We start from the raw sequence: 23465 nt of genomic DNA on the forward strand, positions 1-23465 counted from the left end.
ATATTGTATTAATGGTATTTTGGACCTTTACAAAATCATTTGAAACTGTAAAAAATATATTACATATAGTAGATTATGTAATGATAATGACCGTTAATCCAGGGTTTGCAGGTCAATCATATTTAGAATATATTGACGAAAAAATAGAGGAATTTATTCAAAATAGGAAAAAATATCATTATGAAATAGTTGTGGATGGTGGAATTTCTGAAGAGAAAATAAAAAAATTGAATCAAAAAGGTGTAAAAGGTTTTATTCTTGGAACATCTTCGCTTTTTGGAAAGGGTGACTACGTTCACACAATTAAGAAATTAAGAGTTTTATAAATAATTAATAGGCAGGATATATAAATGGTAGGAATTATTATAACAGGACATTGCAATTTCGCTACGGGAATTGCCAGTGCAGTGAAACTGGTTGCAGGACAACAGAAAAATCTGGAAGCAGTAGATTTCCTGGATACTTATTCAACAGAAGAGTTGAAGACAAAGTTAACAGAGGCTTTAGACAAATTAGAAGAATGTAAAAATATTATATTTTTTACTGATATTGTAGGTGGCTCGCCATTTAAAATTTCAGCAGAACTTGCTGCTACGAGTAGTAAAAATATTAAAATAATAAGTGGTACTAATTTAGGAATGCTGATTGAAAATGTTATGATGCGTGATATGGACATAAATTTTGATGAGTTAGTTGAAACTGCCATATCTACAGGAAAACAACAGGTTCTTAAATTTGAAATGTGTAGGGAAACGGAGGCAGACCAGCAAGGAATTTAGGAGGTGGAAATGAAAGCAGTTTTCTTTGATGTGGATGGAACGCTAATTGATTGCGTAGAGAAAAAAATACCGGCTTCTTCTATTAAAGCAATAGAGGAATTGAGAAAAAACGGGTATAAGGTTGCACTAGCTACAGGAAGGGATATTAACAGTATACGTGGTATAAAGGATTTAGATATATCTGTTTTTGATGCATATGTTTTGAATAACGGTGCTGCCATATATGACAACACGTTGCGATGCATAAAGGATTTTCCCTTTTTGAGAGAAGATGTAGAAAAAATATTAGAGTATTGTAATAACAATAATATGTCTTTGATATTTGACACAGTTGAGGGTCCTTATCTGGCTACTGAAATTACTGATTGTCTGGTTGAGGGGAAAAAATATTATAAGGAAGAAATCCCACCATATATAGAATGGAAAGGTGAGGAGATTGTGAAAATTAATATATTCGCTCCTATGGGTTACGATTTTTCTGAACTGGAAAAAGATATTTCAGCGCGAATTGTGCCATGTCCTACAGTTTGCTATGATGTTATGGCAAAGGGAATATCTAAACAAACAGGCATTCGTGAATTGATGAAATACTATGGATTTAATGAAGATGATTATATGGCATTTGGAGATCAGGAGAATGACTTGGAAATGCTTGAAAATGCAAAAATAGGAATAGCAGTTAAAGATATAGATGGTTCTGAAAAATTGCAACATATGGCAGATTATGTATGTGATGCACCAAGGAAAGATGGAATATATACTTTCTTAAAAAACAATGGTTACATTTAGAAAAGTTAATTAATTTATAAAATCCGGAAATTATAACAGTATAAGTTTAGTTTCCGGATTTTTAATTTGAATATTAATTATTTTTAGTTATTTTAAGTATTGATTTCTTCAATATTTAAATCCTCCAATCTCCAAAGTAAAATAAGTCTTACATTCATCTACAGTATTAAGAATAGATGAAACTTTCTGATAAAAATATTCATATTAACATCAAACAAATATTTTAGTATAATAACCATAAAAGTTGAAATTCAAAAATAAAAAGTAATTTACAATAATAAAATATAAAACAATAATTAATATCAGAGGAGAAAGAATATGAGAAACGACAGAAGATTGGTTCTTATGGTTGAAGATGATAACAAGTTAAGAGAAGTTTTAACAAAGTTTTTGTCAAGAAACGATTATGAAGTTTTGGCGGCAGAAAACGGAAAAGTAGGGCTTAAACTTTTTTATGAAAATAGCAAGAATTTAGATATTGTACTTCTTGACGGAATGCTTCCTGACATAGACGGTGTGGATGTTTTGAAAGAAATAAGAGAACATTCGCAGGTGCCGGTTATTATGTTGACAGCAAGGGAATCAGAAGAAGACCAGCTTAACGGATTAAATAACGGTGCGGACAATTATATAACAAAGCCATTTCTTATGAAGGTTTTGCTTGTACATATGGGTAAGTTGATTCAGAGAAATGGCAATGAAGACACGGACGTAATTGAAAAAGGCGCGCTTAAATTAGAAAAGCAGTTTAGAAAAGCATATATTAATGGCGAGTTTGTAGATACAACTCCTAAGGAATTTGATTTGCTTGTATATATGTGCGAAAACGAAAAAGTGGTTTTGAAGCGTGAAAATATATTGGATGCAGTTTGGGGCTTTGATTACGACGGCGATATGCGAACTGTAGACACACTTGTAAAGCAGTTAAGAAAAAAGATGACGGACAAGTATCCTTACATCACGTCAGTTTACGGTGTTGGTTACAAATTTGAGGTAAAATAAATGAAGACTAAGTTAAGAACAACCTATCTTGTAACGGTATTATTCTTTTTGTTTGTTACAGTGGGAAGCATGATTTTATTCTATAATATGTTTTCAGAAGAATTCATTATTGCAAATAATAAGAAAATAATGAACAGTGTTTTTGAGGACGCACAGGGAATGGATTTGTCGTCTTTAACAAAGAGTGATAGGAAGAGATTGAAAGAATTTTCGGACAAAGGTGGAGTTATTGCAATTTATGATGGTGAAAAAATCATATATTTTTCAGGAGATACGCCTGAAAGAAAGAAAAATATAAAAAGAAGAAAGTTCGATGAAAAAATATATGAATATACATATACACCTAAGGCAAATATGTCAGAGGGCAGAAAAGCGATTAGACTTAAGGGCAAAATAGATCAGAATGTAAAAACATATTATTTATATTGTAGTGTAAAGCTTAGAACCTTAGAGAACAGCATAGGACTGATAAGCAGGTTTATGCTGGTTGAAATGATTATTATTTTAATATTAGGTATTCCTTTTTCATTTTATATGGCACAGAGGACAGTTAAGCCTATTGAAAAACTGGGAAAACTGGCAAAGAAAATGGAAAATAATGAGCCAATTAATTTTGAAGAATATGATTTCCCTAACAATGAAATAGGAAATCTGGCAGAGCAGCTGAAAAGTATGTACCTTAAGATTTCCAGTAACCTTAACGAATTAAATAATTATAACTATTTGTTGAAAACTCAGAATAAAGAGTTAATAGAGTTTGATGAAAGACGTAAGAAGTTTATTGGGGCGGCAACTCACGAATTGAAAACGCCACTTGCCATTATTTCTACACAGCTTGAAATGATGAATACGGATAATGACGAGGCAATGAGTGAGTATTACGAGTCAATAATGGAAGAGATACAGAAGATGTCCAACCTGATTCGAGAAATGCTTAATTCATCATTTGAGGGAGATATTATTTTAAGTGGTCCGATGAAAGTTGACAGTCTTTCAGAACTTTTGGACGGAATGAAGGACAAATACATGGGACTATTTTGGTCAAAGAAAGCTAATTGCAGATTTGATATAGAAGACAATATTTATATTAATATGAATAATGAGCAGATTGAACAGGCCATAAACAATTATATAATTAATGCTTACGAGCACATTCCGGAAAAAGGTACAGCAGTAGTCACACTAAAAAGTGTAGGCGATAAAGCAGTAATTTCTGTTTTTAATGATGGTAATAATATAAAAGAAGAAGAATTAAACAAGATTTGGCAGGGCTTCTACCAGACTGACGAGCGAGTGAAAGAATCAAACGTTGGACTTGGCCTTTATATTGTAAGAAACATTGTAAAGAACCACAACGGAGTATGTTATGCCAAGAATCATCACAACGGCGTTGAGTTTGTAATGGAGTTTAACCGCACAGACAAATATTAAAAAGATTTAACTTTATCATAAACAAAACTTAACATTTCTTAATTAGTATAAAAATGTAAAGGAAAAGCATTATCAGAAGGAAAGAAATTTAAAATCCAAAATGGATTATGCAGCATGAAAATTCATAATTGGAAGTCTTTAATTGGGAATCTCTAATTGTTAATTTCCAATAAGGAATTTCTAATTGGAAAGACAGATTTTAGTTGAAAAAACTGAATGAAGATAATGCGATAAACATAGGATTTAATAAAGAAGTGGGAGTGATGAATATGACAGGAATAATCGGCTCAGGAATGATAGTCACAATAAATGTGCTTATAAGTCTTGTGATTGGAGGATGCTTAGCAATAAAGTTGATTGAAAAATAGAATAGAATACTAGAAGTAAGAATATGGGCAGTTCCTTGGCGGGACTGCCTTTTTTGGTGGGGATACTTGAAGTTTAGTTTTTGTACAAAGTCGCATGGGAGGAGTTCATGTTTAGGGGGGAGTATGCTATTTATTTTTTGTACAAAGTTGTTTGGGGAGATGTCCACACCCCGGAGGAGGATACTATTAATTTTTCGTATAAAGTCGTCTAGTGTAGTGTCCACACCCTGGGGTTCAGTATAATTTGTAATTACATCATTGATTACGTGTCGTATAACTTTTCTTTCTGCTGACACGTAATTTTTTACAATATTAAAGTGAATTTTTGGGCAATTACGTGTCATATAAGATTTCCTTCTGCTGACACGTAATTTTTCACAAAATCGTAGTGAATTTGTGGGTGATTACTTGTCACACAGCATTTTCTTTCAGTGACACGTAATTGGAAGCGGTAAGACAAGCTTAGCTTCAATAAATTACTTGTGACACAACGTTTTCGCTTTACGACACGTAATTGGCAGCGATAGAACAAGCTTGGCTTCAATAAATTACGTGTGGGACAGCGTTTCGGTTTTACGACACGTAATTGGCTGTGATAAATATATAAGAAATCATAACAATTTCCTTAATGTATTAGTTTTGTTATTGCATTAACTTGCTATCTCTTCTTTTTTAAAAAATATAATTGCGTAGCCGGAAAATATATAGAGTAAAGTATACATAAATATGTTATGCTATAAATATAAGACAAGGTACGGAAAAATTTATTTTTGTTGTCATATTTTGGCGAGTTTATTCGTTATATTTAATAGAAGGGCTTAACTAACCCAAATGAGCGTGGATAAAAAAACAAAGAGAGGAGTAAAGAGTATAAGAAACTGATTGATTGGTGTTGATACAAGTGTTTTGTATCTGATGAGAGGAGGAAAACCAATGAAAAAGATAATTGCAATTATATTAGTAACAACTATGTTAGCCTGTAATTCTGTGAATGCAGCATCTTTTGTACAGGACAAGAAAGTGGAGTTAAACAATGAACATATGAAGGACTACAATAATTCATCTGTTAAATGGAAATTTGATGAAAAGAGCGGTGTTCTTAGTTTTAGCGGTTGTGAAAAATTAGAAAAGGTAGATGTAGGGCAGATAAAAAATCAGGTTAGGTATATTGTTTTGGCAGATGATATTAAGGAAATATCATCAGGATCATTATCAGGATATTTTAATCTAAGTAAGGTAACAATATTGGGAGATGTTGTGGCTACCGGAAATGCGTTTTACTTAGACACTCCAAGAACACTGGAGTTGGCAGGAAGATGTGAAAATTTGGGAGAGATGATTAGCAGCGACATGGCCCCATTTCCGAAAATAGTTTTAATTAATAACAACAAGTACTATGAAGAAAAAGACAGAATGTTGTTAACAAAAGATGGGAAAGAATTAGTGCTATTTTATGGTGGAGAATCTTTGAAGGTGCCTGACACTGTGGAAAAAATAGACTCTTATGCCTGCTATCAGCTAGGAAATTTGAGTGATGTGAAACTGAATGGCAAGCTGAAAGAAATCGGGGACTATGCTTTCTATCACACAGGAATTAGTACATTAAAGTTAAAAAACAATATTCAAATAATTGGAGAACAGGCTTTTGCCGGTAACAATATTAAAACAGTTAAGTTTAATAAGAAAATAAAACTAATTGGCAAATATTGTTTTGATGACAATCTTTTAAGAAAAGTATATTTGCGTAGCAATCCCAGAATAGAAGAGGGAGCTTTTCCAAAAGATGCAGTTATCCAGTATTCAAAAAAGGCAAAGAACAAGGGTAGCGTAGCAGAGCTTGGATATAAAGTAAAAACAAAAAAGCTATATGTTGTAGCGAATAAAATAAAAAAGGCTAGTGGCTATCAGATTGTGGTTACACAAAAAAGCAATAAACTGAAGAAAAAATTCAATACTAAAAAAGGAGAATTGAATAAGAAGTTAAAACTTAATTTAAAGTACCAAGTTCAGGAAGGCGTAATAAAAGTAAACAGCAGGAACAGTATTTATGTAAAAGTAAGACCATATTTTGGAAAGAAGAACAATAAAAAATACGGTAAGTGGAGCATAAAATACAAAGTTCCGGTTTATCTATAGCACAGAAGAGAGGTGATTAATATGAAGAAGAGATTTACTTTTTTAATCTTACTAGTTGTTAGCATTATTATGAGTACAATGGTAATATATGCTGACACATCAACCGACTATGATGAGTCTGTATATGCAAAACATAAACCTATATTAAAAATAGACGAATCTTCTTTTCCAAATGAAATGGTTAGGCGTGCTGTTTTGAAAAGGTATGATATGAATAGAGATGGATATTTGTCTCAATACGAAATGGAAGATCCAACATCATTTTCTGTTGATGCTGCGGATATACAGGAAACAGATGGATATAAATATGGAAGGCAGGTTTACCAAGATGAAAAATATAGAGTTATAGACTTTAAAGGAATAGAGGTGTTTAAGAATGTAAGTCATATACATTTTGCATGTGCATTGGTAAACGGAGAAAGAGGATACGTAAAAAACTTTAAGTATTTATCAACCTTAAAAATTGATTCTATTGGAATAACATTTAGTGACAGAAACTATAATTTGAATCAGTTAAAGGGATTAAAGTATATAAGTTTTGTAGCGTGTGAAAATTTCAACTTGAAATTTGATAAAAAATCTAAAGTTGAAAGTATTAGTTTATTAGATAGTAAAGGAAAAGTAGATGTTTCAAATTTGAAAACTTTAAAAACATTTAGTTCTTATGAAACTGTATTCAAAAAAATAAAATTTGGAAAGAATGCCAAACTAAAAAAACTGAGTATAGATGGAAGTGCTTATTGCATAAATAAAAAGATAAGAAAATTGGATATTTCAAAAATGAAAAATCTTAGATATCTTTATTTGCAAAGCTGTACGAAACTAAAAGAAATTAAAATGTCTAAGAAAAATAATAAAAAACTTAAAAAAATAGAAATATACGGTTGTGGTAAGTTTAAAAAATCAAGTTTAAATAAATCACAAATTCCTAAAAAAACCAAAGTAAAAGTTTTAACTTGGTAAATAAAATTTAAAACATTCAAGGAGCTGTGTCTTTAGTGGTTGACAAACCATTGGAGTGCAGCTCCTTAACTATTATTCCTAAAAATGTATGATTTTGTTTTATAAGCACAAACTATTTTAGAGAATCCAAGTATATAAATTCATAACCTTAAAATCGTAAAATAAAGCGACTTGAATGAGAAAATGTATAAATAAAGTACTAGTGACTAAAAATGTAACTTGCATATAATTTTTAGATGAATTATTATATTAGCATAATTAGTTAAAAATATACAAAAAGTAATAAAAAACAATAAAAAATCGGACAAAATGCACAATTTTGTATAGGGAAGGAGGTTAGTATGATAAAGGAGACGGTTGATGCGGTTAGGTTAGCAGAGCTTGAAGGGGACAAGGTTATAAGCACTGCGAAAGTTAACGGGCAGGACATGAAGAATCAGATTAAGATTCAGGGGGCTGAATATCGAACTGAAAGGTTAAAGGAAGCCAAGGAAAAAGCAGAAAAGGAAATGGCAGAGACAGTTGCAAAATGCGAAAAGTACAATGAGGAGCAACAGAAAGAGATTGACTTAAAGGTTATGCAATTGAAGAACAAGTCATATGAGAAAATGGATGGCACGGTGAAAGCCATAGTAGAGTATTTATTTTAGGATTACAAAGCAGGTCACAATCCGTGTAATCCTAAGGTAGAGGGGAACATTTAAATCATTTTAAGGCATAACCCGTCATTTAAATGACAGAATGGAGAATTTATGGCAGTTTTGAAAATGTGCAAAATAAATATATGCGCAATGAAGAAAGACCGAAAAAAGATTTTGGAACTTTTGCAATTAAAGGGCTGTCTGGAAGTTCATGAGGAAGTGAAAGAGGATAAGGTGTTTGAAAAAGTGAACACGGCAACCCAGATTTCACTTTACGAGAGACAGGCGGCGTTAACGGACAATGCATTAGAAATTCTTGAAGCTTATATTCCTGAAGAAAAGTCCATGCTTTCAAGCCTTGAAGGAAAGAAAGTTATTAGCTCGGACGATTATTACGAAATAGTAAATAAGCGAAATGAAATTAACGGGCTTGTTAATGACATAATCGAGCAGAAGAAAAGTATGGATGAAAAAGAGTCAGGAAAGCAGAAATGCTTAGACGAAATACAGGCATTGCAACCGTGGCTTGAACTTGATGTCCCAATGAATTTTCAGGGAACCAAAAACACCGGATTTATGGTGGGCGTTATTTCAGGTTCATATACGGAACAGGATTTGATAAGAAAAATAGAAAGCTTAAAAGAATTTCCAAAATCACTGTATATGCAGATAGTTTCGGCGGACAAATATCAGACTTATGTAACTGTATCTTATATGAAACATGATTTGGAGCAGGTTGAAAAAGCCTTAAGGCAACTGGATTTTAGCAAACCGCCTATTATGGTTCATCATATACCAACAGCTTCGGTTACAAAACGAGAGGATAGAATTAAAGAATATAATCTGGACATTGAAAATATAAAAGCTCAAATGGAAAGAGAAACAGATTACAGATTTGAGTTTAAGAAAATAAGAGATTATTACAAAACCAGAGCGGACAAGTACAAGGTGGTAGGAAAGCTTTTACAGTCCAAACATACTTTTTTTGTTACAGGTTATATGCCTGAGAAACAGGTTGAGGCATTAAAAGAAGAACTGGAAATCAAGTTTAATGTGGCAATTGACGTGGAACAGCCAACGGAAAAAGAGGACGTTCCGGTGCTGTTAACTAACGGAAAAGTTCAGGGAGCAGTTGAAGGTGTTGTAACATCATTTGGTTTTCCTAACAAAATGGAAATTGATCCAACGGCAATAACAGCATTCTTCTATTATTTCTTATTTGGAATAATGCTGTCAGACGCAGCTTACGGATTTTTAATGTTTATTGGATGTTTTATAGTTTTAAAAAAATTCCCGAACATGGAAGAAACAATGGCGAAAACACTTAGAATGTTTATGTATTGTGGCATTTCAACATTATTATGGGGAATACTTTTCGGAGGGTATTTCGGAGATGCAATAACAGTTATAGGAAAAACATTCTTTGGAGTAAACATAGGAATACCGGCGCTGTGGTTTGAACCTATTAAACAGCCAATGAAAATGCTTATATATTGCTTATGTTTCGGTATTGTTCATTTGTTTACCGGACTTGGAATTAAGGGATATATGATGCTAAAGCAAAAAGATGTAATGTCATTTGTATGCGATGTTGTTCTTTGGTATGTATTTTTGATTGGATTAATATTAATGCTTATTCCAACAAGTATATTTGCCTCATTGGCAGGAAACACAATAGTCTTCCCGGCGTGGCTTAGTATGCTATCAAAGATAATGACAATAGGTGGCATGGTTGGAATACTTCTTATGGCAGGAAGAAGAGCAAAAAATCCTGTGAAGCGATTATTGCTTGGAGCCTACAGCCTGTATGACACAACAAGCTGGCTAAGTGATTTGCTATCATATTCAAGATTACTTGCCCTTGGACTTGCAACAGGAGTAATAGCCCAGGTAATTAACACAATGGCAGCAATGATGGGAAAATCAATAGTGGGAGTAATTTTCTTTATAGTGGTTTTCCTAATCGGACACACATTCAATATGGCAATAAACCTTTTGGGAGCCTACGTTCATACCAACAGACTACAGTTTGTTGAATTCTTTGGAAAATTTTATGAAGGTGGCGGAAGAGAGTTTAAACCATTTAAGGCGGATACAAAATATGTAAAAGTAAAGGAGAATTAATTATGACTTTAGGAACATTTTTCGATAATTTAGGTTTATTTTATGCATTGCTTGGAGCAGCACTTGCAGTACTTATGGCAGGCGCAGGTTCAGCAATAGGTGTAGGTATTGCAGGACAGGCTGCATCAGGAGTAATGACGGAAGATCCATCAAAATTTGCAAAAGTACTTATTATGCAGTTACTTCCGGGCACACAGGGCTTATATGGACTTCTTATTGGATTCATTACATTATCAAAAATCGGAATCATTGGCAGTGGAGCAGTTGCAGTAACATCATCACAGGGATTACAGATATTGGCAGCATGCCTTCCAATGGCAATAGTTGGTTTAATCTCAGGTAAGTATCAGGGAAAAACATCAGCAGCCAGTATTGGAATTGTAGCAAAAAGACCTGAACAATTCGCAAAGGCGATGTTGTTCCCAGCAATGGTAGAAACATACGCAATTTTAGCTCTTTTGATATCATTCTTATCAGTAAACGGTATTGCACTATAATTTTCTTTCACATCCCTGTGGTAGGATGAAATCTTTATCGAAGGCACGCTCCCGCTACCTTCAGCTCGTAGCGGTACTAAGAAGCCGTGACAGCTTTCGCTGCCCCACCTTCTAAGGACCGACGGCTTCAGAGTACCTTCTTCTAAAGTTTTCATCCCCCACAGGGGCGAAAGTAATTAGAGTGAATAATACTGAAAGAAAAAATAGGTAATGGAAATTACACGTTTTCAACCATTGCAGTGAGAAAAGATTATGTGAGAATTGTTGTTTTGGTTAATGACGTGCAAAAGAAAGGAGGGGCTGCATGAGTGGTTTGGATAACATTGTAGAGGAGATTAGAAATCAGTCTAAGCAGGAAGCAGATGAAATTCTGAAAGAAGCAGATGTTTTTTGCAAGGACTATATGAATAAAATTAAAAAAGACGTAGAAGTAGAAGTTGTTTCGATTGAGAAGAAGGCTTTGGCTGACCGCAAACTTTATGAGGAAAAGACGGTTTCAGGTATGGAGTTTTTGGAACGTAATTCTATTCTTAGGGCTAAGCAGCAGGTTATTGAACAGGCTATTGATAAGGCTAGGGAGAGTATAGCAGGTCTTAATGATGAAGAATATTTTAACGTTTTAGAGAAGCTTTTAAGGAAGAATGTTCAGCAGGGCAAGGGAAAGATTTGTTTTTCTAAGAAGGATTTGGAGAGGATTCCTAATGGTTTTGAAGATAGAGTAAAAGAGATTGTGGCAGAGAATCAGGGAGAGCTTGTAATTGATAAGGAGCCGGCTAATATTAAGGACGGTTTTGTATTAGTTTATGGAGAGATTGAAGAGAATTGTACTTTGAAGGCCTTGTTTGATTCTAATATTGACAGAATAAAAGATATTGCCAATAAGCAGTTGTTTGGATAGGGGGTAATGCCATGGAGCAGGAATATATTTATGGTGTTGCCAGAATCAGAGCACTTGAAGGTAGTTTGTTTACAGATGAAACCATTAATCAGTTGGTGCAGTGCAAGGATTATGACGAGGCTATGGATTTCTTAAGAACCAAGGGCTGGGGGAACGGAAACCCGGACCAGAGTTTGGAGGAAATGCTTGAACAGGAGCGAAGGAGAACGTGGAAGGTTCTGGATGAATTAATTGAAGACAAGGAACAATGTGAGATTCTTACCATTGCCAACGAATACCATAATCTTAAGGCGGCAATTAAGCAGGTTTGTACTGAACTTGAAACTGAAAATGTGTTTTATGGAGATACAAAAACAGACACGGAATTTTTGAAAAATTGTATAAGGCAGGGTAATTACAATCTGCTTCCTAAAGGCATGGAGCAGGCGGCAAAGGATGCAACAACAGTTCTTATGCAGACTGGCGATGGACAGTTGTGCGATGTGATTATTGACAGGGCAACACTGGAGGCAATTAAGCAGGCAGGTCAGGAAGCAACTAATGAAATGATTAAAAAATACGCAGATGACCTGGTTACCATATCAGACATTAAAATAGCAGTAAGATGTGCAGCTACAAATAAGGACACATCTTTTGTTTCAAAAGCACTTGTAAGTTGTGACGGAGTAAGCGTTACGGAATTGATTATAGCTTGCAAGGACGGCTTGGATGGAGTTTGTTCTTATCTTGAAAAGATAGGCTATAGTCAGGCAGTTAGTGCTTTAAAAATATCAAAATCAGTTTTTGAATGCTGGTGTGACAATAAGATTGTGGAAGATATAAAGTCACAGAAATATGACTCTTTTTCAATAGGACCGATTATTGCTTATGTTATTGCAAGAGAGAATGAAATTAAAACAGTAAAAATTATTCTTTCGGGCAAAATTAATGGTTTTGACAATGAGTTTATAAAAGAAAGGGTAAGGGTAATGTATGCATAAAGTAGCAGTTATAGGTGATTATGACAGTATATATGGCTTTAGCGCACTGGGACTTGATACATTTCCGGTTACCGACGTAACAGAGGCAGCACATTTGCTAAGAAAAATAGCTGCAGGTGAATATGCCATTATATACATTACAGAAATGTTAGCAAAACAGCTTTCAGCAGAGATAGAAAAATACAGAGAGCAGATGGTTCCTGCAATTATCCTTATTCCGGGTGTAAAAGGAAACACGGGAGACGGAGTAAAAGGCGTTAAGGATTGTGTAGAGCAGGCTATTGGTTCGGATATTGTATTTGGGAAGGAATAAGACATGGAGTATAGCAAGGGTGTAATTAAGAAAGTAGCAGGACCTCTTGTAATAGCAGAGGGAATGCGTGATGCCAATATGTTTGACGTGGTTAGGGTTAGCGACAAGCATCTTATTGGTGAAATTATAGAAATGCATGAAGATAGAGCATCAATTCAGGTTTATGAGGAGACAGCCGGACTTGGGCCGGGAGAGCCTGTTGTATCAACGGGAGCGCCTATGTCAGTAGAACTTGGACCGGGTCTTATCGGTAGTATTTATGACGGAATTCAAAGACCACTTGATGATATTATGAAGGTATCGGGCAATCTTCTAAAGAGAGGTGTTTCCGTACCTTCTTTGAAAAGAGAATTAAAATGGGAGTTTGTTCCAACAGCTTCAGTTGGGGACATTGTTGAACCGGGAGATGTTATTGGAATAGTAAAAGAGACAGCGGCAGTTACTCAGAAAATAATGGTTCCATATGGAATTAAAGGCGAAATTACAAGCATTAAAGGCGGAACATATGACGTTACTGAAACTGTTGCCACAGTTAAGACAGAAGATGGTGAAAAGGAATTAACTTTAATGCAGAAATGGCCTGTTAGAAAAGGCAGACCTTATAAAGAGAAAAAAGCTCCTTATAAGCCTTTGGTTACAGGACAAAGAGTTATCGATACTTTGTTTCCAATTGCCAGAGGTGGCGTTGCAGCAGTTCCGGGACCTTTCGGAAGTGGAAAAACAGTTATTCAGCATCAGCTTGCAAAATGGGCTGAGGCAGATATTGTAGTATACATTGGTTGTGGTGAGCGTGGAAATGAAATGACAGATGTTCTTAATGAGTTCCCAGAATTAAAGGATCCAAAAACAGGACAGTCATTAATGGAAAGAACAGTTCTTATAGCCAACACATCTGACATGCCTGTTGCAGCAAGAGAAGCTTCAATTTATACAGGAATTACAATAGCAGAATATTTTAGAGACATGGGCTATTCAGTAGCTTTAATGGCAGACTCAACATCACGTTGGGCAGAGGCTTTAAGAGAGATGTCAGGACGTTTGGAAGAGATGCCCGGTGAAGAAGGTTATCCGGCATACCTTGGAAGCCGTCTTGCACAGTTTTATGAACGTGCCGGGGATGTTGTTACCCTTGGAAAAGAAGGCAGGGAAGGAGCTTTGTCAGTTATCGGTGCTGTATCTCCTCCAGGTGGTGATATTTCAGAACCTGTATCTCAGGCAACACTTCGTATTGTAAAAGTATTCTGGGGACTTGATTCAAACCTTGCATACAAGAGACATTTTCCGGCAATTAACTGGCTTACAAGTTATTCACTTTATGTAGACAGAATTGGTGGATGGTTTGAAGAAAATGTTAATAAAGATTGGTTAAAGCTTCGACAGGAGTTAATGAAATTATTGCAGGAAGAAGCAGAGCTTGATGAAATCGTAAAAATGGTAGGCATGGATGCTTTGTCTGCACCTGACAGACTAAAGATGGAAGCAAGCCGTTCAATAAGAGAAGATTATTTGCATCAGAACTCTTTCCATGAAGTTGATACTTATACATCACTTAGAAAGCAGTATATGATGATGGAATTGGTACTTGGTTTCTATAATAAGTCAATGGAAGCCCTTAAACAGGGAGCAAGCGTTGATAAGCTTATTAAGATGCCTGTACGTGAAGCAATCGGACGTTTTAAATATACACACGAAGACCGGCTTGACGAAGCGTTCAATGAAATAATGGACAAGCTTGCCGAAGAGGTGGCAAATACACTGGAAAAGGAGGACTTCTAATATGCCAAAGGAATATAGAACAATTCAGGAAGTAGCAGGACCACTTATGATGGTTAGAAATGTGGAAAATGTTACTTACGATGAATTAGGTGAAATAGAACTTGCAAACGGTGAAGTAAGAAGATGTAAAGTTCTTGAAGTTAATGGAAGTAATGCTCTGGTTCAGCTATTTGAAGATTCTACAGGCATTAATTTGTCTAACAGTAAAGTACGTTTTCTTGGAAGAAGCATGGAACTTGGAGTTTCGCCGGATATGCTTGGAAGAGTTTTTGACGGCTTGGGAAATCCAATAGATGGAGGTCCTGACATTCTTCCGGAGGAAAGGCGAGATATTAACGGTGTGGCGATGAATCCGGCAGCGAGAAATTATCCTTCTGAATTTATCCAGACAGGAATTTCGGCAATTGACGGACTTAACACTCTTGTAAGAGGACAAAAACTACCAATCTTTTCAGCTTCAGGTTTGCCACATGCCAACCTTGCAGCCCAGATTGCAAAACAGGCAAAGGTTATTGGAACTGACGAACCTTTTGCAGTTGTTTTTGCGGCAGTTGGTATTACTTTTGAAGAATCAAACTTTTTTATCAATAGTTTTAAGGAAACAGGGGCAATTGACAGAACGGTATTGTTTATCAATCTTGCCAATGATCCGGCGGTAGAACGTATTGCAACGCCTAGAATGGCACTTACTGCAGCAGAATATCTTGCCTTCGAAAAAGGAATGCACGTACTTGTAATTATAACTGATATTACAAACTACGCAGACGCATTAAGAGAAGTTTCTGCAGCAAGAAAGGAAGTTCCGGGCAGACGTGGTTATCCGGGATATATGTATACTGACCTTGCAACAATGTATGAGCGTGCAGGTCGTCAGCGTGGCAAAGACGGTAGTATTACAATGATTCCGATTCTTACAATGCCTGAAGATGACAAGACTCATCCTATCCCTGACCTTACAGGTTATATTACAGAGGGACAGATTATCTTAAGCCGTGACCTTTACAGAAAAGGAATTACACCACCAATAGATGTACTTCCATCTCTTTCAAGACTTAAGGACAAAGGTATTGGCGAAGGAAAAACAAGAGCTGACCACAGTAACGTAATGAATCAGCTTTTCTCAGCCTACGCAAGAGGCAAGGAAGCCAAAGAACTTATGACAATTCTTGGTGAGGCTGCACTGTCAGACATTGATCTTATTTATGCTAAGTTTGCAGACGAGTTTGAGAAGGAATATGTTTCACAGGGCTATGACGCAAACCGTTCCATTGAGGAGACGATGGATATTGGCTGGAAACTTTTGTCAATGCTTCCTAAGTCGGAGTTAAAGAGAATTGATGATAAGTTCCTTGAAAAATATTATAAGCAGCAGGATTAGAATTAATATTGGTTGTATTGATTTTTTAGATAGTTTTTAGAAATGAGGGAAAATTATGGCAGGAACAAGAGTAAATCCAACCCGAATGGAATTAACGAAACAGAAGAAAAAGCTGCTTTCTGCTACTAGAGGTCACAAGCTTTTAAAGGATAAAAGAGATGAGCTGGTAAGACAGTTTATGGATCTTATAAAAGAAAATATGGAATTAAGACTTAAAGTTGAAAAAGGCATAAAAAATGCCAACATGGAGTTTGCCATTGCAAGGGCAGGAATGAGCGAACAGGTTTTGAACACTGCACTTATGGCATCAAAGAAAAGCCTGAATATTAATCAAGGTGTTAAGAATGTAATGAGTGTTGACATACCTACTTTTTCAACTAATGACGAAATAAGTGGAAATGACATATACTCTTATGGCTATGCTTTTACAGCAGGAGATTTGGATGACGCAGTATACTCCTTAAGTACTGTTTTTGAAGATATGCTTAAACTGGCAGAGGTAGAAAAATCCTGTCAGCTTATGGCAACTGAAATTGAAAAAACAAGAAGAAGAGTAAATGCTTTAGAACATGTAATAATTCCTGAAGCAATGGAAAACATAAAGTATATAACAATGAAGTTGGATGAAAATGAGCGTAGCACACAGATTCGTCTAATGAAGGTTAAAGATATGATGGTTCAGCAGGCAGTGGAAGAGAGACGAGTGCAGGATGGATTATAATAAATTGACTGAAAACAAAAATTGACATATTACGATTAAAACTATATAACTAAGTTAATCCATATGGAAATTTAAATGTTAGGAAGGTGTAGGTATGAAAATTTTATTTTATGATACAAAGAAATATGACAAGGAATCTTTTGATAAGGTTTTGCCAAAGTATGAGGACATTGAAATCGAATACGTTGATAGTGATATTTCCGTAAGAAACGCAGTGTATGCCAAAGGCTTTGAGGCTGTATGTGGTTTTGTAAGTTCAGATTTCAGTGCTAAGGTTATAGATGTTTTGGCAGACAATGGTGTAAAGATTATTCTTTTAAGATGTGCCGGTTTTAATAATGTTGACATTAAAAGAGCTAAGGAAAGAGGAGTTTTAGTTCTGAGAGTTCCGGGATACTCACCGGAGGCAGTGGCAGAACACGCTATGGCACTTGCCCTTGCAAGTAACAGACACATTCATAAGGGATACATTAAGGTTAGAGAAAACAACTTTAGCCTTGTGGGTCTTACAGGACTTAATTTCTTTAAGAAAACAGCAGGAATAATCGGCACCGGAAAAATCGGCGCAGCAATGTGTAGAATTTGTAAAGGTTTTGGAATGAGAGTTATTGCATATGACATATATCAAAATCCTGATTTGGATTTTGTTGAATATGTTGATCTTGACACATTGTTGGCAGAAAGTGATTTGATTTCACTTCATTGCCCATTAACAGATGATTCTTATCATATGATAAATTCAGAATCAATAAATAAGATGAAAGACAATGTAGTTCTTGTAAACACATCAAGAGGTGCATTAATTGACACAGAAGACTTGATTAAGGGAATACGTCAGCACAAATTCCACAGCGTAGGTCTTGATGTTTACGAGGAAGAAACAGCCAACGTATTCGAAAACCGTGAAGACGATATAATGGAAACATCCATTACATCAAGACTTCTATCATTCCCAAATGTAATCGTAACATCCCATCAGGCATTCTTAACAGAAGAAGCCTTGGAGGCAATCAGCTATACAACACTTGAAAATGCCCAAAGCTATATTGAAGGACATATAATCAAGCAGAATTTAGTATTGCCACGGGAATAGGGGAAAAGACTGAAGAAAAAAGGACACTTTAAAAATCAAGTGCCCTAGTGTATAAACCAGTTAGAAAGTGAATCGGATGCAACTCCGATTTGCCCTCAGTGAATTAAAAACAAATAAAAATACCATAAAAACTATACAAATTGGCGATAAATCCTTGAAAATTCACCACTTTATTGTATAATAATGTCAATAGCAGAAAATAAAAACGTTTTCGGATGATTCAATAAGAATATTGAATTATTGACAATAACACATTTAAATCAGGAAAACATGAATTGAAAAGGAGATTTTGTATGAGAAAGGTATTAGCTTTTGCAGTGGTAGCTACAGCTACATTAGGTATTGGTTTTGCAGGAACTACAGTTAAAGCAGCAGAACCAGCACAGAATATTGATATTTCAAAGATGAAAGTTAACTGGAGTGATGAATTTAATGGAACAGAACTTAACAGTGACCATTGGACTCCGGAGATTGGAAATGGAAACTGGGGCTGGGGAAACAATGAGAAAGAATACTATAAAGCAAACAACATATCTGTATCAGATGGAACAATGAAGATTAAAGCCCAGACAGAAAAAGTTGGTAGTTACAATTGGACATCTGGAAGAATCAAAAGTGCAGGAAAGGTTAACATTGGATATGGATATGTTGAAGCAAGAATAAAGATTCCTTCATCACAGGGAATTTGGCCAGCATTCTGGATGCTTGGAACTAACGGAAAGACTTGGCCTGCATGTGGTGAGATTGATATTATGGAAGCTTTCAACACAAGATCAGATATCCAGAGCACAATCCATTATCCAAAATGGAATGGAGCAGATCAGTATGTTTACACTAACCGTAATATACGTAATAAGACAGAATGGCATACATATGGATGTTACAGAGATGGAAGCATATGTGCATTCTACATAGATGGTAAGCTTTTAACATCATACGGAACATGGACAAATAAGTTTGTAAGAATAACTGATTTCGCAGAAACATATTCAACAGCAGATTTAACAACAGGAAATTATGCAGGACAGCGTAGTGTATTAAATGATGATTACTATCTTTTGTTTAATGTGGCATGTGGCGGAAACTTAGCACAGGGCAACCCTCCAACAAACAGTGATTGGAGTGCTACAATGGAAGTTGACTATGTAAGATACTACGTACCAAAAACAGCAGAAGAACTCGAACAGGACAAAAAAAATGAAGTTAACAAAAAAGACTACGACAAGAACACAACAATTGTCACAGCACCTGCAAGAGCAAAAATCAAAACTCTTAAAAATGTAAAGAAGAGAAAAATGCAGATTAAACTTGCTAAAGTAAGTGGTGCAAAAGGCTACCAGATTCGTTACTGCGATAACAAGAAATTCCAGGGCTACAGTGTTAAGAACATTAAGAAGACAAAAGTTACAATTAAGAAGCTTGACAAAAAAGAAACCTATTGGGTTAAGGCAAGAGCTTACAAAGTAGTAAACGGTTCAAAGAAATACGGCGCATGGTCAAAAGTTAAAAAAGTAAAAATCAAAAAATAAAAAATAGCAATAACAAAAATAATTGAACAAATAGTGGAATGAGAGATGTTTCTGATTAGTGAAACACTATCGGAAACGAAAGAGAATCTAAAAAAGCATACTTTGGGGTAAAATACCTCCGAAGTATGCTTTTGTGCGTTGTGGGAGAAAGTTGTGAACGGTGCAGAAGGTTTGTTGTGAGTTGAAAAGTAGCTAGTCGTGTGGTTATGAAAAGATTAGTGATTAAACACCACAACAAAATATAAAAGTTGTGGTGATTCACTAAAGAGAAACTCAGTTTACAGGAAATTCACAGAATATCCTTTTTTATCCATTTATTAATGGGTGTTCTTTTTTCTAAAAATATGTTAAAATGGAATTTGTGAAATTGTATATCAAAACGAAATGAAAAATATAATTTGGGAGATAACAATGGAAGAAAAAAACAACAAAGAAAAAATCGCTGAAGAAAGCGTACAGAGTAATGAAAATACTGTAGCAGAAGAAGCAAACAATAAAGAATTAGAAATAAATAAAGAAGAAACTACAGTAGAGCAGGAAAGTGCAGAAGCAGAAAAAATTGTAGAAACTGCTGAACAGAAAGAAACAGCAGAGTCAACAAAAGAGGTTGCAACACAGGAAGATTCAGAGCAGAAGCAAACTGCAAAAAAGAAAGATTCAAAGAGTGAAGAATCTGAACCGGAAGAAAAAGAAAATGGCAGATACAAGGTTATTGCCAAGTTAGAGCCAAATCTTTGGACATACGGAAGCCCTGTTTTGTTTGAAAAAGGAACTCTTGAGAGAGACCAGGTAAGTAACATTAACAGACTTTCACTTACATTTACAAATATCTATGAAGAGAAGGAGATAAGAGATCTCTACATTACAATCTATGCAGATGACGGTGAAGGCAATGTTGAACAGATTAACCACAGCTATCTTGCAATGGGACAGGAATACCTTGCATCAAAAGGCAAGGCTGCAAAGATTACAATAAAGAATGAGAATGCAGTCAAGTTTATCATAAAGATAGACAGGGTAGTTTTTGTAGACGGTTCAGTTTGGACTAAGAAAGACGCTGTACTTGAAAGCGCAGGAGAGATGGAAGATGTAGAAGTTTTTGCACAGGCAAAGACTAAAGACTACGAAGACAACTACGTCTCAGGAATGGAAGAAGTACAGAAAGACGATTCTGCAAGCATTGGAAATGGAATTGAAATTCTTAAACGAATTGCGTGGTACAAGAATAGCAAGGAATTAATAAAGACAGCACATAAGAAATACGATATTGCCGTAAAGAATGAAGAAAGAAAACAGGCAAGCGAAAACATACGTGCTAACAGACAGAAAGATGTAAAGAAGAAATATATGACAGCTTTGGTAGCAGTTGGTGTAATTATTGCAATTGTAGCCATAGTCACAGTAGCGTTCTTTATTCCAAACAAGAAATATAAGAATGCAGAAAAATTGCTTAAGAACCAGAAGTACACACAGGCAGTAACAGAGTTTAAGGACCTTGGAGGATTTAGAAAGAGCAAGGGGTTCTTGGCAGAAGCATATTACAACATTGGTTTACAGGCACTTAATGAAAACGATGAAGACAAGGCTTCAGACTATTTTAAGAAGAGTAACGATGCTGACAAGAGCTCAGAATATGGCAAGCAGGCAGGTGCTTTCCTTGATTATTACGCAGCAACAGATGCATTAGACAAGAAAGATTACGACAAGGCACAGCAGTTATTTACATCAAGTGCCCAGGCAGCATCTGATTTTAATTTAATTAATAAGGCAAGTGCAGGAATGGCCCAGGTTTCATATATTAAGGCAGATTACAGCACAGCATGGCAGACAATCAAGAACGTATATGCAAAGGACAACAAGACTTTCCAGACACAGTATGCGGAATATGGCTATGCCTACGCAAAACAGTTAATTGACAAAGGCTCAATTAAAGAGGGAATGGAAGTTTACTCAAAAGTAGAAAAACTTTCAAAGTCAGCAAACTTAAGCGAAAGTGTTTATAATCAGGCAGTTAAACTTGGCGAGGCAGGAAAGATTCAGGAAAGCTTGAATCTTTTGAATCAGATTAAAGGTAACTACGCAAAAGCAAAAACACTTTATGACTCAATGAACTCATTCCATAAGAAAGTGTCACTATGGTTAGGAACTTGGAAGCATAGAGGAACTGTAAATGGTGAGAAAACAACTTACTACATCACTTTCTCAGAAGTGTTGTATAAGGGTGAACCATGCATCAAAATTAAGGACATGAACAACAAGTCATTAGGTTATAATGTGGAAATCAGTAGCAAGAACCATATAACACAGATTGAAGTTGGAAAATATATGATTCACTTCAAGCTTAAGAATAATCACAATCAGAAATTAACATACACACTTCTTGAAGGAAAGAAGATGTTAAGAGAGCTTAAGTACGAAGGTGTAACATACAAGACAAAATACAAAAAGAAATAATAACAAATTGGCAGAATTAAAAAGTACAACAGTACATTAATTCTGCCTTTGAACTATATGTAGTCCCTAAACGTTTTTATCGGAAAGATTTAAGAGGTTATATATGAAAAAAATAATATCAATAATTATGGCATTGGCAATGCTGGTGACTCCCGTAAATATAACTAGTGTAAAGGCTGACCAAATTTATAATATAGAAAAAAGTAGTCAAAGTCAGATTACAGAAAATAAAATAGAAAAGCTTATAAGCAGTCAAAAAGCTGATATAAGAACCGGAACAGTAAAAATCGAGAACAAAAAACTTGAATCGATAAGTCTTCCGAGAGCCAATTATGGAACAATAAATCAGGCAGCAACCACATTGAAAAAGGCTATGTTGGCGCACCAAAGCACGCTTTATGTTTTGGTAAAGTCAAAGAGTTCTGCAGCAGACCAAATTTACTACGATATAGAAGATAAGGCAGCAAGTGTAACAGACAACCCTATTGAGGGAGACTATATGTTTTGGGATATTAGTAGCAGAGATGTTTCTTATAGGGCTCAGAAGAGCAACGGATACTATTTGTATCAGTTTCTTATAAAGATAAAATATTTTACAACATTGGAACAGAGAAGCCTGGTAGATGATAAAGTGAATCAAATCATAGAAGAGCTAGGTTTTACATCAGAAACGACAGATTATGAGAAGGTAAAAGCAGTTTACGATTATGTATGCAAACATGTTACATATGCTCAAAGTCTTGACGATGAAATAGTTTTTACAGCATATTCAGCATTATATAATGGAGAAGCGGTTTGTCAGGGATATGCCCAACTTATCTATAGAATATTGAAACAACTTGGAATATCTGTAAGAGTAATCCCCGGGTATGGAAAAGACAAAACAGTGCGTCACGGTTGGAATATAGTAAAGCTTGGAGATTATTATTATAATCTGGATGCAACATGGGATTCACAACTTTCACAGGCAGGAATCAGATATAGATACTTCTTAAAGGGCGACAATTTCAAAGATCATACAAGAGATGACCAATACAAAAATTCAGATTTTTATAGAAATTATCCAATGGCGGCATCAGATTACGTATCAGATTTACAAAATGAACAATCTGAGAAAACTAAAAACAGTTTTTTTGAAAATCAAAAAACAAAGATAAAAAACATTTCAAAAAACAAAATAAAGTTAAAAAAGATAGAAAATGCCACAGGGTACAAGATACAATACTCAACAAATAAGAAATTTAAGAAGAAAGTAAGAACAATCAAAACAAAGAAAACGACTTACAAAATTAAGAAACTAAAAAAGGGAAAAACCTACTATATACGCTATAAAGCGTACAGAAAAAGCTCAGAAGGACAGGTTAGTACAGACTGGTCAAAGACAAAAAAAATAAAATTGAAAAAATAAAAACAATAAAGAGGACTAAGAAATAATAAGGAAGTCCTCTTTTTTTACATAAAAACGAAAATCAATAAAAACATTTCAAACACTTGTGAAAATGCACAAAATAAAAACAATTTCACCCTTATAATGTTTGAAAATGCACAAAAAAGGTGCTAAACTGTCATTAGTACATTTATTCGGGCTTTCTA

20 protein-coding genes are annotated in these 23465 nt (G+C 35.0%); all 20 read left to right on the plus strand.

Going from position 1 to position 23465, the window contains the following annotated elements; genetic code table 11:
* The first annotated feature begins 11 nt into the window (after window positions 1-11).
* Window positions 12-326, plus strand: coding sequence for a beta/alpha barrel domain-containing protein (locus tag NQ558_RS05730; RefSeq protein WP_005358748.1), 315 nt, complete (start codon window positions 12-14; stop codon window positions 324-326).
* 24 nt (window positions 327-350) lie between these two features.
* A complete protein-coding gene (gene agaF, locus NQ558_RS05735; protein WP_005358747.1) occupies window positions 351-779 on the plus strand; it encodes a PTS galactosamine/N-acetylgalactosamine transporter subunit IIA in 429 nt (142 codons plus the stop codon).
* 9 nt (window positions 780-788) lie between these two features.
* Window positions 789-1568, plus strand: a complete 780-nt coding sequence (locus NQ558_RS05740; RefSeq protein WP_005358745.1) for a Cof-type HAD-IIB family hydrolase — start codon at window positions 789-791, stop codon at window positions 1566-1568.
* Window positions 1569-1886: 318 nt separating this feature from the next.
* Complete coding sequence (locus NQ558_RS05745; RefSeq protein ID WP_005358743.1) at window positions 1887-2570, plus strand: response regulator transcription factor; 684 nt, start codon at window positions 1887-1889, stop codon at window positions 2568-2570.
* Complete coding sequence (locus NQ558_RS05750; protein WP_005358740.1) at window positions 2571-4001, plus strand: sensor histidine kinase; 1431 nt, start codon at window positions 2571-2573, stop codon at window positions 3999-4001.
* A gap of 1301 nt (window positions 4002-5302) precedes the next feature.
* Window positions 5303-6505, plus strand: coding sequence for a leucine-rich repeat domain-containing protein (locus NQ558_RS05755; protein WP_040445830.1), 1203 nt, complete (start codon window positions 5303-5305; stop codon window positions 6503-6505).
* Between the two features lie 21 nt (window positions 6506-6526).
* The gene (locus NQ558_RS05760) at window positions 6527-7468 is read left to right on the plus strand and encodes a hypothetical protein (RefSeq protein WP_005358735.1); all 942 of its coding nucleotides are present in this window, start codon (window positions 6527-6529) and stop codon (window positions 7466-7468) included.
* Between the two features lie 341 nt (window positions 7469-7809).
* Window positions 7810-8118 (plus strand): hypothetical protein, encoded by a 309-nt coding sequence (locus NQ558_RS05765; RefSeq protein ID WP_005358733.1) that lies wholly within the window; start codon window positions 7810-7812, stop codon window positions 8116-8118.
* Between the two features lie 102 nt (window positions 8119-8220).
* Window positions 8221-10233, plus strand: a complete 2013-nt coding sequence (locus NQ558_RS05770) for a V-type ATP synthase subunit I (RefSeq protein ID WP_005358732.1) — start codon at window positions 8221-8223, stop codon at window positions 10231-10233.
* A gap of 2 nt (window positions 10234-10235) precedes the next feature.
* Window positions 10236-10730, plus strand: a complete 495-nt coding sequence (locus tag NQ558_RS05775) for a V-type ATP synthase subunit K (RefSeq protein ID WP_005358730.1) — start codon at window positions 10236-10238, stop codon at window positions 10728-10730.
* Window positions 10731-11034: 304 nt separating this feature from the next.
* Window positions 11035-11628, plus strand: coding sequence for a V-type ATP synthase subunit E (locus NQ558_RS05780; protein WP_005358728.1), 594 nt, complete (start codon window positions 11035-11037; stop codon window positions 11626-11628).
* Between the two features lie 11 nt (window positions 11629-11639).
* Window positions 11640-12608, plus strand: a complete 969-nt coding sequence (locus NQ558_RS05785; protein WP_005358727.1) for a V0D/AC39 family V-type ATPase subunit — start codon at window positions 11640-11642, stop codon at window positions 12606-12608.
* Window positions 12601-12921, plus strand: coding sequence for a V-type ATP synthase subunit F (locus NQ558_RS05790; protein ID WP_005358726.1), 321 nt, complete (start codon window positions 12601-12603; stop codon window positions 12919-12921). The genes NQ558_RS05785 and NQ558_RS05790 overlap by 8 nt, the downstream gene beginning before the upstream one ends.
* 3 nt (window positions 12922-12924) lie before the next feature.
* Window positions 12925-14697, plus strand: a complete 1773-nt coding sequence (locus tag NQ558_RS05795; protein WP_005358725.1) for a V-type ATP synthase subunit A — start codon at window positions 12925-12927, stop codon at window positions 14695-14697.
* Window position 14698: 1 nt separating this feature from the next.
* Window positions 14699-16075, plus strand: coding sequence for a V-type ATP synthase subunit B (locus tag NQ558_RS05800; RefSeq protein ID WP_005358720.1), 1377 nt, complete (start codon window positions 14699-14701; stop codon window positions 16073-16075).
* A gap of 55 nt (window positions 16076-16130) precedes the next feature.
* Window positions 16131-16796 carry a V-type ATP synthase subunit D gene (locus tag NQ558_RS05805; protein WP_005358718.1) on the plus strand — a complete coding sequence of 222 codons (666 nt, stop codon included), beginning with the start codon at window positions 16131-16133 and terminating at the stop codon, window positions 16794-16796.
* 94 nt (window positions 16797-16890) lie between these two features.
* Entirely contained in the window at window positions 16891-17889 is a 999-nt protein-coding gene (locus tag NQ558_RS05810) for a 2-hydroxyacid dehydrogenase (RefSeq protein WP_005358716.1), read from the plus strand.
* A 293-nt stretch (window positions 17890-18182) separates the two neighbouring features.
* A complete protein-coding gene (locus NQ558_RS05815) occupies window positions 18183-19418 on the plus strand; it encodes a glycoside hydrolase family 16 protein (RefSeq protein WP_005358714.1) in 1236 nt (411 codons plus the stop codon).
* Window positions 19419-19802: 384 nt separating this feature from the next.
* Complete coding sequence (locus NQ558_RS05820; RefSeq protein WP_005358713.1) at window positions 19803-21872, plus strand: tetratricopeptide repeat protein; 2070 nt, start codon at window positions 19803-19805, stop codon at window positions 21870-21872.
* A gap of 103 nt (window positions 21873-21975) precedes the next feature.
* Complete coding sequence (locus tag NQ558_RS05825; RefSeq protein WP_005358710.1) at window positions 21976-23280, plus strand: transglutaminase domain-containing protein; 1305 nt, start codon at window positions 21976-21978, stop codon at window positions 23278-23280.
* Window positions 23281-23465 lie beyond the last annotated feature (185 nt).

The sequence above is a fragment of the Eubacterium ventriosum genome (assembly GCF_025150745.1).
GTDB lineage: Bacteria > Bacillota > Clostridia > Lachnospirales > Lachnospiraceae > Eubacterium_G > Eubacterium_G ventriosum.

Bases quoted from the DNA above. Each gene is read 5' to 3' on its own strand.
- NQ558_RS05740 (WP_005358745.1), top strand. From the start codon at position 789: ATGAAAGCAGTTTTCTTTGATGTGGATGGAACGCTAATTGATTGCGTA.
- NQ558_RS05810 (WP_005358716.1), top strand. From the start codon at position 16,891: ATGAAAATTTTATTTTATGATACAAAGAAATATGACAAGGAATCTTTT.
- NQ558_RS05730 (WP_005358748.1), top strand. From the start codon at position 12: ATGGTATTTTGGACCTTTACAAAATCATTTGAAACTGTAAAAAATATA.
- NQ558_RS05745 (WP_005358743.1), top strand. From the start codon at position 1,887: ATGAGAAACGACAGAAGATTGGTTCTTATGGTTGAAGATGATAACAAG.
- NQ558_RS05800 (WP_005358720.1), top strand. From the start codon at position 14,699: ATGCCAAAGGAATATAGAACAATTCAGGAAGTAGCAGGACCACTTATG.
- NQ558_RS05785 (WP_005358727.1), top strand. From the start codon at position 11,640: ATGGAGCAGGAATATATTTATGGTGTTGCCAGAATCAGAGCACTTGAA.
- NQ558_RS05790 (WP_005358726.1), top strand. From the start codon at position 12,601: ATGCATAAAGTAGCAGTTATAGGTGATTATGACAGTATATATGGCTTT.
- NQ558_RS05795 (WP_005358725.1), top strand. From the start codon at position 12,925: ATGGAGTATAGCAAGGGTGTAATTAAGAAAGTAGCAGGACCTCTTGTA.
- NQ558_RS05775 (WP_005358730.1), top strand. From the start codon at position 10,236: ATGACTTTAGGAACATTTTTCGATAATTTAGGTTTATTTTATGCATTG.
- NQ558_RS05805 (WP_005358718.1), top strand. From the start codon at position 16,131: ATGGCAGGAACAAGAGTAAATCCAACCCGAATGGAATTAACGAAACAG.
- NQ558_RS05780 (WP_005358728.1), top strand. From the start codon at position 11,035: ATGAGTGGTTTGGATAACATTGTAGAGGAGATTAGAAATCAGTCTAAG.
- NQ558_RS05765 (WP_005358733.1), top strand. From the start codon at position 7,810: ATGATAAAGGAGACGGTTGATGCGGTTAGGTTAGCAGAGCTTGAAGGG.
- NQ558_RS05755 (WP_040445830.1), top strand. From the start codon at position 5,303: ATGAAAAAGATAATTGCAATTATATTAGTAACAACTATGTTAGCCTGT.
- NQ558_RS05820 (WP_005358713.1), top strand. From the start codon at position 19,803: ATGAAAAATATAATTTGGGAGATAACAATGGAAGAAAAAAACAACAAA.
- NQ558_RS05760 (WP_005358735.1), top strand. From the start codon at position 6,527: ATGAAGAAGAGATTTACTTTTTTAATCTTACTAGTTGTTAGCATTATT.
- NQ558_RS05825 (WP_005358710.1), top strand. From the start codon at position 21,976: ATGAAAAAAATAATATCAATAATTATGGCATTGGCAATGCTGGTGACT.
- agaF (WP_005358747.1), top strand. From the start codon at position 351: ATGGTAGGAATTATTATAACAGGACATTGCAATTTCGCTACGGGAATT.
- NQ558_RS05750 (WP_005358740.1), top strand. From the start codon at position 2,571: ATGAAGACTAAGTTAAGAACAACCTATCTTGTAACGGTATTATTCTTT.
- NQ558_RS05815 (WP_005358714.1), top strand. From the start codon at position 18,183: ATGAGAAAGGTATTAGCTTTTGCAGTGGTAGCTACAGCTACATTAGGT.
- NQ558_RS05770 (WP_005358732.1), top strand. From the start codon at position 8,221: ATGGCAGTTTTGAAAATGTGCAAAATAAATATATGCGCAATGAAGAAA.